At 78.3% G+C, this 12,930-nt stretch carries 7 protein-coding genes; 6 read left to right on the plus strand and 1 reads right to left on the minus strand.

The window, feature by feature from the left end:
* Nucleotides 1-23: 23 nt before the first annotated feature.
* Entirely contained in the window at nucleotides 24-5,261 is a 5,238-nt protein-coding gene (locus tag ACIRG6_RS21040; RefSeq protein WP_403324015.1) for a hypothetical protein, read from the minus strand.
* Nucleotides 5,262-5,665: 404 nt separating this feature from the next.
* On the opposite strand from ACIRG6_RS21040, the gene ACIRG6_RS21045 reads away from it, so the two are divergent.
* From ACIRG6_RS21045 to ACIRG6_RS21070, 6 genes are read left to right on the plus strand one after another with little or no spacing between them, the layout of a single operon-like run.
* Nucleotides 5,666-7,273: a phage tail sheath subtilisin-like domain-containing protein gene (locus tag ACIRG6_RS21045; RefSeq protein WP_364674218.1), complete on the plus strand. Its 1,608-nt coding sequence runs from the start codon at nucleotides 5,666-5,668 to the stop codon at nucleotides 7,271-7,273.
* Between the two features lie 57 nt (nucleotides 7,274-7,330).
* Nucleotides 7,331-7,774, plus strand: a complete 444-nt coding sequence (locus tag ACIRG6_RS21050; RefSeq protein ID WP_239765811.1) for a phage tail protein — start codon at nucleotides 7,331-7,333, stop codon at nucleotides 7,772-7,774.
* Nucleotides 7,774-8,271 carry a hypothetical protein gene (locus tag ACIRG6_RS21055; protein WP_350726126.1) on the plus strand — a complete coding sequence of 166 codons (498 nt, stop codon included), beginning with the start codon at nucleotides 7,774-7,776 and terminating at the stop codon, nucleotides 8,269-8,271. Before ACIRG6_RS21050 ends, ACIRG6_RS21055 begins: the two co-directional genes overlap by 1 nt.
* Nucleotides 8,268-8,426, plus strand: a complete 159-nt coding sequence (locus ACIRG6_RS21060) for a DUF6760 family protein (RefSeq protein ID WP_019326686.1) — start codon at nucleotides 8,268-8,270, stop codon at nucleotides 8,424-8,426. Before ACIRG6_RS21055 ends, ACIRG6_RS21060 begins: the two co-directional genes overlap by 4 nt.
* Nucleotides 8,427-8,429: 3 nt before the next feature.
* Nucleotides 8,430-12,440 carry a hypothetical protein gene (locus ACIRG6_RS21065; RefSeq protein WP_403324018.1) on the plus strand — a complete coding sequence of 1,337 codons (4,011 nt, stop codon included), beginning with the start codon at nucleotides 8,430-8,432 and terminating at the stop codon, nucleotides 12,438-12,440.
* 49 nt (nucleotides 12,441-12,489) lie between these two features.
* Complete coding sequence (locus ACIRG6_RS21070) at nucleotides 12,490-12,912, plus strand: phage tail protein (protein WP_318213378.1); 423 nt, start codon at nucleotides 12,490-12,492, stop codon at nucleotides 12,910-12,912.
* Nucleotides 12,913-12,930: the final 18 nt, after the last annotated feature.

The following is a 12,930-nucleotide window of genomic DNA, read 5'->3' on the forward strand; positions in this document are numbered from 1 at the left end:
GGGGGCAGCCGGTCCGGCCCGGCCTACCCGTCCGCGAACCGCCGCGCCTGCGACGCCGGCATCCGGATCACCACCGGCGTCACCAGGACGCCGTCCCGCACCCCCACGGCCGCCGGGCCGCGCAGCCGCTGCGTGTGCCGGTGCCGGACCCGGGCCACGGCGCGGAACTCCAGGGTGAACTGGACGAGCGCCGAGGCCTCCTTGGGCTTCTGCAGCGGCACCGTGCCGGCCGCGTTGCCCGCCGTGCCGGTGGGACCGCCCTCGGCTCCGAAGGCGCCGGGCGTGTTGGTCATGCCGGACTGGTCGACCCGGACCGGACCGGCGCCTCCGCCGAGGCCGCCCGCGCGCCCGCGCCGGCCCGCCTGCCGATGCTCGACACCCGCCGGCCGGCCGTCCTCCGGCGTGCTCTGCGCCACCGTCTCGAAGGTCATCTCCTCACTCTCGCCCAGCAGCCGGCCGTCCAGCAGCCGCGCGTGCAGCGAGCAGTCGATGTCCTGCCCCTCGAGACCGGAGGCGTGCACCGGCGGCAGTTCGGCTCCGCCCGCGACCAGCAGGGGCAGCGCGGCCTGGAGCCACTCCGTGGAGACGGCCTCGCGGTGCGCGTAGTACGCGGCGTTCCCCGGCCTGCGGAAGCGGGTGTCGGCGTGCGCGTCGGCCATCGCCCCGCCGATCAGCGCCCTGACCTGCGGTGCGCCCCGGAACCCGTCGGCCTGCGCCTCCAGCGGGAGCGTCGCCCCGGCGGCCCGCCAGGCGCTCAGGCCCCCCGGGGAGGCCTCGTGGGCGCCGGCCGCGACCGCCGGGTACTGCCCGGGGGCGCGCTCCTGCGGCACCGGGCCCATCCGGGCGAGGGCCGCGAGGTCCTTCTCCAGCGCGCGGTGGACCAGGCTCGCGTCGAAGCCCACGGTGGCCAGCCGCCCGCCCGCGGAGCGCAGTTCGAGTTCGGCCCGGACCGGGATGCTCACCTTCGTGGACGGGGCGTCGCCGACGATGGCGCGGAGTCCGGTCTGGGTCCGGGAGGTCCGGGACCGGCCGGTGGACTCCGTCCGGCCGGCGAGGGGGCCCGCGGTGCCGTCGGCCTGCCCGACGGCACCGTCCTCGGACCGGGCGCCGCCCGTCAGCCCGCCGGCGAGGCCGTCGGTCCGGCTCTCCTGGTGACCGTGCGCGCTCTGGGCCGCGGCGACCGTCGCGTACTCCATCTCCCGGTCGCCGGCGGACGGTCCGACGACTGTGCCGGGGCCGGTGCGCCGGACGTGGAAGACGGCCCAGTAGGGCGTCGCCCGGCGGCCGGGCGTGCTGCTGTTGCGCAGCAGTTCCACGGGCACGCCGCCGTCCATGGCGCCGGCGAGGAGGCCGGTGGCGCCGTCCCGGTCCAGGACGCGCAGCAGGCGCTGGACGTTGTCGAAGGTGTCGTCGAGCCGGCGGCGCGGCAGCAGGTCGTCGGCGAGGCTCCGGTCGTCGACGGCCGCGCGCAGCCGGTTCAGCAGCGGGACGAAGTCGGGGAGTTCGTCGATCAGGCCGAAGCCGACGGGCAGCGTCCCGGCGTGTCCGGGCAGGGCGCTTCCCGGTGCCGCGCCCCGCGCCGTGCCGGGGTCGCCGGAGCCGGACGCGGACGCGGCGTCCCGGCCGTCCTCGCGGTCCGGCTGCTTCCCCTTCCCGCCGGGCTCCGGTGCCGCCGACCCGAACAGCCCGTCCGGGCCCAGCAGGGCGAGCGCGTCCCGCTGTTCCCGCGCCCGTTCCTCCGGGTCGCGCAGGCCCGCCGCCGCGAGCTGGGCGGCGGTGAGCCACAGGCCGACGGCGCCGGGGACGGTGCGGTGCCCGGCGGCGGCGTAGGGGCCCGAGCCGTTGACGGTGACCTCGGCGACCATGCTGACGTCCAGGTCGCACTGCACGAGGTAGAGGGGGCGGGAGCGCGGGTTGACGGCGTTGCGCTCCACGGTGCCGCTGAGCGTGCCGGCCGCCGCGTCGCTGGTCGCCGTGGCGCCCCGGTAGGAGGCCGACTCGGCCAGGCCCCAGCCGTCGCCGCCCTCGGCGCCCCGGCCCGAGACCGTGAAGCCCGTGCTCTTCGTCCGGGCGCGCTGTCCCGAGCCCTGGTGCCCGCCCAGTGCCATGTTCTCCATGCCGGCGCCGGTGGAGCGGTGCCGTACCCGGGGGCGGGTGAGGGCGAAGCGGGTGCCGACCGCGCCGTCCAGCGCGGTGAGCCGCCGGGGGTGCCGCAGGTCGGCGACGACCCAGCCGGAGGTGACGCCCTGCCGCAGGGCCGCGGTGACCGCCTGCGGGGCGAAGCGGTCCTCGACCGCGAGCCGCGGGGCCAGCCCCTCCGTCTCGAAGGCGGTGTCCCCGCGTGCGTCGCTGCGCCCCCGGCGGGCGGCCTGCGCCAGGAGCTGGAACGCCAGGTCACGCACCGGCTTGGCGTCGCCGACGGTCTCCACGAAGTCCCAGTCGCGCAGGCCGCGGCCGGGTGCCCGGGTGGTCAGGTCGCCGATGCCGGAGGCGTCCAGGGGCCCGGTCCGCGTCCGGCCCGCCGTGCGGTGCCGGTCCAGCCGGGCGTGCGTCTCCTCGTCGACGGTGAAGGCGGTGGGCGTGCTCAGGCGCACGTCCTGGCCCTCCTCGTCGAAGCGCAGGGGGTTGTCCCGCAGGCCGCGGTCGTCGGACGAGGCGATCCGCTCGGCCTCGGGCCGGTGCCGTCCGGGGCGGCCCGGCGTGACGGCGCGCTTGGCGGTGCGTTCCCGGCTGGTCATGGTGACGTCGACGCCGAGCCACAGCTTGGTGCCGAAGGTGCTGGTCGACACGTCGCCGCTGTTCAGCGAGTCGGTACGGGTGACGGGGCCGCCCTGGGAGCGGCGGCTGGACTCCACCGCCGCGTCGGCCACGGCGCCCACGCTCAGCGCGCCCGGCACCAGGGAGCCCCGGACGCCCGCCTGCGCGCCGGCCCGCCGGGAGGTGGCGGCACCGCTCTGGCCGCCCGACCCGACGCCCGCGCTGCTGCGCACCAGCCAGTCGGCGGTGTCGCCGAGGTAGGTCAGGGCGCCGATCTGCCCGCGCACCCGGACCTGTACGTCGTGGGAGGCCAGGGCCGTCTTGCGGCGCAGCCGCACCGGGACGCCGGTGGACAGCAACTGGTCCTTGTTGGCGCGCAGGTTGGTCTCCGACAGGACGGTGACCAGTTCCCGGTAGTTGCGCCGCTGGGCCTCGGCGTCGGCGCGGCCCGCGTCCCGGCCCGTCGCCTGCGCGCCGAACGGGGGCAGATAGCCGGCCAGCCGCGGCTCGGTGGCGAACAGCCGGGTCACCGCCGCGATCAGGGGCCGGGTGTCCAGGTGCGTGAGGGCCACGCTGGATCCGGCCGCGTCGAACGGCAGCCGTCGTTCGGTCTTCTCGGGCAGGCCGTCCGGCCCGGTCACGGGCGTTCCGTCGGGCCCGGTCCGGTCCGGCTTCGTGTACAGCTCGCCCGGCTCGGTGCCGGCCGGCAGCGGCAGCCCGAGGTGGTGGGCCTCCTCGGCGCGCAGGGTGACCCAGGCGTCGAGGACGTGCTCCGCGCCGCGGCGCGCGGGCCGCGCGGTGTGCCCCGGGGCGGCCGGCCCGGTGCCCTGCACGGTGAGACGCACCCGGGCGCGGTAGAGCACCTTGCCGCCGCGGACCTCGGCGCCCTGCCGGGTGGCGGCGGTCTGGTCGGCGGCGGTGAACCGCATGCGCCGGTACCCGGCGACGCCCATGCCCGAGAAGCGCACGGCGGGCCCCGCGCCCGGTGCGCCGAGGCCCACGGCGGGGCCGGCGCCGGCGGTGCCGTTCGATCCCTTGCCCACGGTGGCGCCCGCTCCGTGGGACACCTGCTGGTGGGTGCGCAACTGGGTCTGCCCGGCTCCCCAGCCGGGGACCAGCGAGACGATGTCGGCCCGCATCCGGTAGGCGCTCGCCGCCCCGGCCGCTCCGGCGTCCAGGTCCTCGCTCGCCACCCAGCCCGCGAGCATGCGGGGCAGGTCCTGGAGGACGGTCGTGGTGCTGGTGGCCTCGTAGAGCCGGGCGCGTCCGGCCGAGCCGGGGGCGACCGCCGCGGGATGCAGCACGGAGGCGACCGTGTCGAACAGCCCGCCGCCGCCCGCGTGCGGGGCCGCGCCGTCCTCCACGGAGATCGCGGCCATGGAGGTGGCCTGCCGCACCGCCTTCCGCCGCCGCGCGCCGAGCTCGGGCCCGTGGGCGGGCGGGACGGTGCCCATCGGCACCAGGTGCTCGCTCGGCACCCGCATCGTCAGGGTGCCGGCGCCGTGGAACTCCTGGGGTGCCGTGCCGGGGCCCTGCCGGTCGACGCGGACGGTGTAGGTCACCCGGCGCGTGCTGCGTACCGTGCCGCCCGCGCTGCGCACCGTCCGGGGCTCGGACACCGTCCGCGTGGTGTGCACGTCGCGGTCGGTGCGCAGGGCGGCGCCCGCTGCCAGCTCGGCACCGGCCCACACGCCCGGGGCGGGTGTGGGGGCCAGCACCGTGCCGGAGCCGCTGAGGCCGAACTGCCGGGAGCGGACGGCGTCGGTCGCCACGGTGGCCGCCGCGCTGTGCTGCTGGTCCACCTTGGTGGCCGGGTCGGTGGCGGCCTCCGCGGCCGCCGTCCGCGTCGCCGACAGCCGGGGCGTGGTGGCCGCCGGGTTCGGGAACACGGAGGGCCCGGGGCCGGCGCCGGAGCCGGGGCCGACGGAGACCGTGACGTCGTAGTCGGCGTCGGCGCCCCGCACGGAGAACGCGCGGCCTCGGCCGTAGAACGACTCCGGGCGGCCGGCCAGCTCCCGCCGTACGGCGGCGACGTCGCCGTCCGTCCGTCCGGTGACCCGGGTGAGGACGTGCCCGACGAACTCGTGGCCGGTCAGCCCGCCGGCGGTGGAGAGTCCCGCCGACGTCATGTCCCGCAGGTACGGGGGCAGCACCAGGAGGGGCGGCGGCGTGCCGTCGCCCCGGCCCGCCTCGGTCGGTCCCCCGCCCGGGCCGGCCGCCGGCGCAGTGCGCCGGGCGGGGCGCCGGGGCCGCGGGACGCCGGTGTCGCCCTGCCGTCCCGGCGGCGCCTCCTCCTCGGCGATCGGGGCCAGGGGCGCCCGCGCCACCACGGGCGGTCCCGGCGTGCTCGCCGGGGGCGGTGCGGTGCGGTTGCCGAGGAGGCGGGCGGCCGCGCGGTTGCCGGCGGCACCCTGCACGGCCCACAGCGCCCGCGGGCCGAGTGCGGACGCGGCGGCGGAGGGGACGCCGGCCGGGAGGTGTGCGGCGCCGGCGTCGCCGGGCACGGTCCGCGGGGGCACCGCCGCCGGGCCCGTCCGGTCCGCCGCGGACCCACTCGTGCCGGACTCGTCCCGCCGTCCCCGCATCGCACGCCCCCGCCCGACGAGGCGCCGGCCCCGTCCCGTCCTCGTCACCGGCTCGGCGTGGTGCGGAGCCCGGCCAGGCGGGGAGGCTAACCCATGACCGGAGTGGGCCACAGGGTGACGTACGGGGGAACGGAGCCCGCGCGGGGGCGCGCCGGCCGGATGCCGGGCCTGCGACCAGCGGCTGAGCCGTCCGGCCTGCCCCTACGGGCACAGCCGGGGGCAGTGTCGGTGCCCCCGCTCCGGCCCCCCGGGTCGTTCCGGCGGGGGCAACGCGCGCGCGAGGCTGAGGGGCGTCCTGTCTCGTACCCCGAGGAGAGCAGAGCATGCCGTCCTACCTGTCGCCCGGCGTCTACGTCGAGGAGGTGGCCAGCGGCTCGCGCCCGATAGAGGGGGTGGGCACCTCGGTGGCGGCCTTCGTCGGACTCGCGCCGACCGGACCGCTGAACGAGCCCACGCTGGTCACCAACTGGACCCAGTACGTCGCGGCGTTCGGTGACTTCACCGACGGGTACTACCTCGCGCACTCCGTCTACGGGTTCTTCAACAACGGCGGCAGCGCGGCCTACGTCGTCCGCGTGGGCGGCTCCGCCGAGGACGCCGCCGGTGAGGGCCCGGGCACGGCCGCCGCCCCCTCGGTCACGGGCGGCTCCGCTCCCGCCGCGCTGCCCGCCGCCGAACCCCGGCAGCTCGGGACGTTCGCCGTGACCGCCACCGCCGCGGGCGAGAACGGCCCGCTGTCCGTCGAGGTCGCCGACCCCGAGGGCGAGGGCCCCGCCGAGCGCTTCAAGCTGATCGTCAAGGACGGCGACCGGCCGGTCGAGACCTTCGACGTGAGCGCCAAGAAGGGCAACCGCGCCTACGTCGTCACCCAGGTCAAGGAGCGCTCCAAGCTCATCACCGTGACGGAGGCCGCGCCGTCCGCGCAGCTGGCCCGCCCGGAGAACCAGACCGTGACCCTGCCCGCGCCGCCCGCCGCCCCGGCCGGCAAGGCCGCGCCCGCCCCCCGTGGCGAGGTCGCGCACCCCGGCCCGGCGCAGTACCTCGGCGACTCCGCGGACCGCACCGGCTTCGGCGGCCTGGAGGCCGTCGACGAGGTCTCCATGGTCGCCGTGCCCGACCTGATGGCCGCCTACCAGCGCGGCGCGATCGACCTGGAGGCCGTCAAGGCCGTCCAGCTCGGTCTCATCGCCCACTGCGAGCTGATGGGCGACCGCGTCGCGGTCATCGACCCGCCGCCCGGCCTGAACGCCCGCCAGATCCGCGTCTGGCGCCAGGAGACGGCCGGCTACGACTCCAAGTACGCGGCCCTCTACTACCCCTGGATCAAGACCTTCGACCCGGCGTCCGGCCAGTCCCGCCTGGTCCCGCCGAGCGGTCACGTGTCCGGCATCTGGGCCCGCAACGACTCCGAGCGCGGCGTGCACAAGGCCCCCGCCAACGAGGTCGTCCGCGGCGCCGTCGACCTCGAACTCCAGATCACCCGCGGCGAGCAGGACCTGCTCAACCCCATCGGCGTCAACTGCATCCGCGCCTTCCCGGGCCGCGGCATCCGCGTCTGGGGCGCCCGCACCCTCTCCTCCGACCCGGCGTGGCGCTACCTGAACATCCGCCGGTACTTCAACTACCTGGAGGAGTCGATCCTGATCGGCACCCAGTGGGTGGTGTTCGAGCCGAACGACCACAACCTCTGGGCCCGCATCCGCCGCAACGTCTCGGCGTTCCTGGTCAACGAGTGGCGCAACGGCGCCCTGTTCGGCCAGAGCCCCGAGCAGGCCTACTACGTCAAGTGCGACGAGGAGACCAACCCGCCGGAGTCCGTCGACCTCGGCCGGGTCATCTGCGAGATCGGCATCGCCCCGGTCAAGCCCGCCGAGTTCGTGATCTTCCGGCTGGCCCAGTTCTCCAGCGGCAGCGGGGAGCTGGAGGAGTAGGCGGCACCCGCCCGCTCCCCGTAAGCCCCCTCCCATCCCCAGAAGGACAGCGAACACATGAGTCTCCAGCCGGGTGACGCCCTCACATCACACAACTTCGGTCTCCAGATCGACGGTGTGATGGTCGAGTATCTCGCCGAGGTCAGCGGCCTCACCCTCGAACAGGACGTCATCACCTACCAGCAGAACAGCGCGCAGGGCCGGGCGGAGGTGGCGCTGCTGCCGGGCGTGCAGAAGAACGGCCAGTGCACCGTCGTGCGCGGCATGACCCAGTCGGCGTCGTTCACCCAGTGGATCAACGACTCGATCCGCGGCCAGATGAGCACGGCCCGCAAGAACGCGTCGATCATCATGATGGACTACCAGGACAACCCGGTGAAGCGGTACAACCTGCGCAACGCCTGGTGCAGCAAGATCGACACGAGCACGGTGAAGGCGGGCGAGGCGGCGGCCCTGACCGAGACCGTCACCATCGTGTTCGAAGAACTGGTCATCGAGTAATGCGGCGTACGGCTGCCAAGGCACCCGCCGCGGCACCCCCGACTGCGGCGGCGGGAGCGGACTTCCCCCGTTCGGCTCCCGCCGCCGCGCCCGCCGAGGTCCCGGCCGACCCGGGGCCCCGGCAGCAGCTCGTCACGGAGTTCCCCTTCGAACTGCCGCGCGGTTACGTCGACGAGTCGGGCACGGTGCACCGGGACGGTGTGATGCGCCTGTCGACGGCCCGGGACGAGCTGGTCCCGCTGCGCGACGTGCGCGTGCAGGAGAACCCCGCGTACCTGTCGGTGGTGCTGCTCGGCCGGGTCATCACCCGGCTCGGCACGCTGCCGATGGTGCACGACGGGATCGTGGAGAACATGTTCGCCTCCGACCTGGCGTTCCTCCAGGACTTCTACCGTCAGATCAACGCGGAGGGGCACACCCGCGCGGCCGTGCAGTGCCCGCACTGCTCGGAGCCCTTCGAGGTGGAACTCGGCGGGAGCCGCCTGGGGGAATCGTGACGTACGCGACCGACCGGCTGCACGAGGAGATCGCGTACGTCGCCTACCACTTCCACTGGGGCCTGGACGCGATTCTGGACCTGGAGCACCAGGACCGGCGCCGGTACACGGAGCAGATCGCGTCCCTCGTGACGCGCGGCGCGGCGGAGGGCTGAGCGGTGGGATTCCTGGACCGGCTGCGGGGACGGCAGGGCGGCACCGGCGGGGCGGACTCCGAGAGCCCGGCCCCGCACGGGGACGCGCCGAGCACGGCCGGCACGCCGAGCACGGCGAGCCCGGCGGAGGTGCCGGCCACGGCCGGTGTCCCGGCGCCGCCCGTGGCCGTCGCCGCGTGGACGGCCCTGCCGCCGATCCAGCGGTCGACGGGCGGCCGGCGTCCCGGCGTCGCGGACGCCGGGTTCGGCGGACGGCTGCCGACCTGGCAGAACCCGTCGTTCAGCGGGGCGCCGTCCCCGGCGGTCCTCGACCCGGCGGCCGGCCACGGCCTGCTCTCGGGGGCGTTCGCCGAGCCGGCGCGGCCGGGCGCGGAGTCCGGGCCCCGTACGCGGGGGCTGCCGCCGGCGTCCCCGGCGGGCGCTCCCGCCGTGCAGCGCATGCCGGTGGCGCCGCTGCGGGCGATACCGGGCACGCCCGCGTCGTCCCCGGCCGCGCCCGCCTCGGCCCCGGCCGCGTCGCCGTCGGCGCGGGCGGGGATTGCGCCGTCCGCCGCCGCGCCGGCCGCGTCCCGGACGCCGGTCCAGCGGTCGCGCTCCACGGGGCCGGCGTCGCCGCCGGCTCCGGCGGGACCCCCGGCCCGGGGCGCGCACGGCGTCCGCGCGACTCCCGTGCCGCCCGCCGCGCCGCGCACGCGGGACCTGCTCACCAGGGCTCCGTCCGCGCCGGCGGCCGTGCAGCGACGTGCCCTGCCCGCGACCCGGCGCACGCCCGACGCCGCTCCCGCCTCCTCGGGCACCGCTCCGTCGTCGGCGGACGGTGACCGAGGAGGCCCCGGCACGCCTCCCGCCGGGTCCGCCGGCCCGGCGCCCGCGCCTGCCGCGGCGCCCGTCCAGCGTGCGGCACACCCGCACGGCACCGCGCCCGCACCACGGACGCCCACCTCCGGTCCCCGGGCGACGGCCGCGTCCCCGGACGGCCCGGCGACCGCCGACGCGTCTTCGGGCCCCGTCCGCCTGCCCGGCCCCACGACCGGCACCCCGGCACCGGGCGACGCCCCGGCTCCCGGTACCCCGGTCCAGCGGGCGGCCCACGACGCGCGGCCCACACCCCGCGGCACCCCGACCCCGCGCACCGCCGCACGGCCCGGGAACGCCCCGGCGGCGGACACCCCGGCGGCCGGCACACCGGTCCAGCGGGCGACGTCCACCCCGCGCACGGGTCCGACCGGCACACCGGCCCCGCGTACGCCGTCGACGTCGCGCACGAGCCCGGCCACGAACGCCCCCGCACCCGGAACTCCGGCCCAGCGAGCGACGTCCACCCCGCGCACGAACCCGACCGGCAACGGCAACACCCCGGCGGGCAGCCCCGCCGCGCCCGGCGCACCGGCCCGGGGCACGCCGTCGACGCCACGCACGAGCCCGGCCGCGAACAGCCCGGCGGCCGGCACACCGGCCCAGCGGACGACGCCCACCCCGCACACGAACCCGACCGGCGACGCCTCGGCGGCCGGCACTCCGGTCCAGCGGGCGACGCCCGCCCCGCTCCCGAAGCCGGCCGGCAACCGGACCACGGAGGACACCCCGGCGCCCGGCACACCGGCCCAGCGGGCCACCTCCGCCCCGCACACGGACCCGACCGGCGACGGCACCACCCCGGCGGCCGGCACCCCCGCGCGCGAAGGCGCCCCCGGCGGCCGGGCGACCGACCTCCCGGTGCAGCGTGCGGTGTCGCCGCAGGGCCCGCAGTCCGCCCGCACACGTACGGGTCCCGCCCCCGCCGGCAACCGGTCCTCGTCCGCCCCCCGCAGCACGCCGCCCGCCGCACCCGTGCCCCCGCGCGGCTCCGCGCCGAACACCACGCCCGCCTCCGGCACCGCTCCCGGCGGCACACGGCCCACCACGCCGGTGCAGCGGGCCGTGTCCGGCTCCGCGCCGTCCGCGGGCGACCTCCGGGCCCCCGTACCTGCACCCGTACCTCACCACCCGGCCACCGGTCTCCCGGTACAGCGGGCCGTCGCCCCGGGCGGCACCGCGCCCGGCAGCGGCACGTCCGCACCGGCGGCACCCCCGCGGAGCCGGCCCTCCGCGCCCGCCGCTCCGGCGACGCCCGCCACCGGCGACACCCCCGCGACGAGCACCCCGGCCCAGCGGTCCGCGCCCGGCACCGTGCGCCCGGCCGCGGCCCCCCGCACGCCCGACGGCAACCGCGGCGGCGGGGCGACCGGCACGGCACCCGACGCCTCGGCCCCGCCCGTCCAGCGGGCCGTCTCCCGGACCGTCCCCGCAGCGGTCGGACCCCGGCCGGCCGCCACCGGCCGGCCGCCGGCGGAGTCCTCCACCGCGGGACGCCACCCCGGCGCCACCGCGCCGCCCGCCACCTCCACGTCACCGCGCACCGCCGGCAGCGCGGCCGCGAACCGCCCCGCCGACGCGGGCGCCGCCACAACCCCCGCCCAACGGCGGACGACGCCCGGCGGGCCGCCCGCAGCGAAGACCTCGCCGTCGCACCGGGCCGACGGCACCCCGGCCCCGGCGACGCCCACCGGCACCTCCGCCGTACGCCCGGGCACGGTGGCACCCCCGGTGCAGCGCGCCACGGACGGAGCACCCGCGTCCGGGCCTGCTCCGGCGCCCGCCACGGCGCCGGCCCCCGTCCGCCGGTCGCCGTCGGCTGCCGCTCCGGGGGCCTCCGACCGCCCGGCCCGTCCGACGGCCGACGCGGCCACCTCCTCGCACTCCGCCGGCCGCACGGCCGTACGCCCCGGCCCGGTGGCCCCCGGCACCGCACCCCTGGTCCAGCGCAGCACCGCCGCACGCCGTCCGGGCCTGGGCACCCCCACCTCCGCACCGGCCCCCGTACGCCCGGCACCGGCACCGGCCCCGGCATCCGAGCCCGCGCGCCCGGCACCCGGCACGGCGGCCCTGCCCGGCGACCGGCGTCGCCCCCCGCTCGGCGCGCCCCTCACCACCGCGCCGGCCGACAGCACGCCGCTCACCACGGCGGCCCCCGGTCCCCGCACCGGTACGCCCACGTCCCCGCCGGTCCAGCGCGCCACCGCACCCTTCATCCCCGGGCTCCGGACCCCGGTGCCGACCGCCGACGTCTCCCCCACCCCCGCCTCCACGCTCCCGCCGGCCACCCCCGGCCCCGGTACACCCCTCACGGGCCCCCTCGCACCCCCGGTCCAGCGCGCCACCGCCTCCGCACCTCCACCGGCCCACCCGGCCACCCCCGGCCCCGGCACGCCCGTCACGGGCCACCCCGCGCTCCCGGTCCAGCGCGCCACCGCCCCCACACCCTCGCCGGCCCGGCACGCCGCCACCCCGGCTCTCCCGCCACCGGCGGTATCCGTGGCGCCCGCCACCCCGGCCGGCCCGCCGCCCCTGCCGATGCCCCCCGCACCGCTGCCCCCTGCGCCTCCGCCCGCCGTCCCGGACGTCGCCGCGCCCACGGTCCAGCGCGCGGCCGCCAGGGCCGTACCGCTGCGCCGGCCCGCCCCGCTCACCGCCGCCGGCGGTCCGCTGCCCGTGGCGCCCCTGACCCCTCCCTCGGCGGCCCCGCACCCCCCGCTCCAGCGCACGGCGCCGGCGAGGCCCGCCGCGGACACCGCACCGGCGCACACGGTCCAGCGTGTTCCCGGTCGCAGCATCGGCGCCCTCGCCGCCGCGGCGTCGGCCACCGTCGCCTCCACCCTGGGACACTTCCGGACGCCCTCGTCCCAGCAGTCACGGGTGAACGACCCGCCGCCGCCCCACGAGCCGCCCCCGTCGTACAGCGCGGCCACCGCCCCGCCCGGCGGCCGTCCGCCCTCCGCGCCGCCCGGCCCCGCGGCGGGCCCGCCGCCCGCGTACACGGCGGTCCCCGAGGGCGGGTTCGACCCGCGCGAACTCACCGACTTCCAGCTCGACGAGCTGGTGCACCGGATCATCGGCCGCGTCACCCGCCTGGTCCGCACCGAACTGCGCATGGACCGCGAGCGGATCGGAAGGCTCCGCGACCCCCGCGCCTGACCGGCCACCCCTCGCGCCCCACGGCTCACCCGACAGAAAGGCCATCCCGATGCCCCGCCAGGACCCGGGCTCCACGATCTGGTTCACCCTCACCATCGACGGCGAGAGCCTCGGTTACTTCAACGGGTGCGAAGGCCTGTCGTCCCAGGTGGAGGTCGAGCAGCGCCAGGAGGGCGGCAACAACGGGTTCGTCTGGCAGCTGCCGACCCGCGTCACCTTCTCCACCATCCGGCTGACCCGCCCCCTCACCCCGGACACGGCCAAGGTCGCCAAGTGGATCTCCTCCGTCCAGACCGGCATCAAGCGGCCCACCGCGCAGATCTCGGCGCTGCGCGCGGACGGGTCACTGGTCGCCCGCTGGGGCCTGATCGAGGTACTGCCCGTCAGCTGGCAGGGCCCGAGCCTCGACCCCGCGAGCCCGGCCGTGGCCACGGAGGTCCTGGAGATCGCCCACCACGGGTTCACGGACTGACGGCGCCGCGGAGCAGAG

It is taken from the genome of Streptomyces flaveolus (genome assembly GCF_044765825.1).
GTDB lineage: Bacteria > Actinomycetota > Actinomycetes > Streptomycetales > Streptomycetaceae > Streptomyces > Streptomyces flaveolus.

Bases quoted from the DNA above. Each gene is read 5' to 3' on its own strand.
- ACIRG6_RS21050 (WP_239765811.1), top strand. From the start codon at position 7,331: ATGAGTCTCCAGCCGGGTGACGCCCTCACATCACACAACTTCGGTCTC.
- ACIRG6_RS21045 (WP_364674218.1), top strand. From the start codon at position 5,666: ATGCCGTCCTACCTGTCGCCCGGCGTCTACGTCGAGGAGGTGGCCAGC.
- ACIRG6_RS21070 (WP_318213378.1), top strand. From the start codon at position 12,490: ATGCCCCGCCAGGACCCGGGCTCCACGATCTGGTTCACCCTCACCATC.
- ACIRG6_RS21055 (WP_350726126.1), top strand. From the start codon at position 7,774: ATGCGGCGTACGGCTGCCAAGGCACCCGCCGCGGCACCCCCGACTGCG.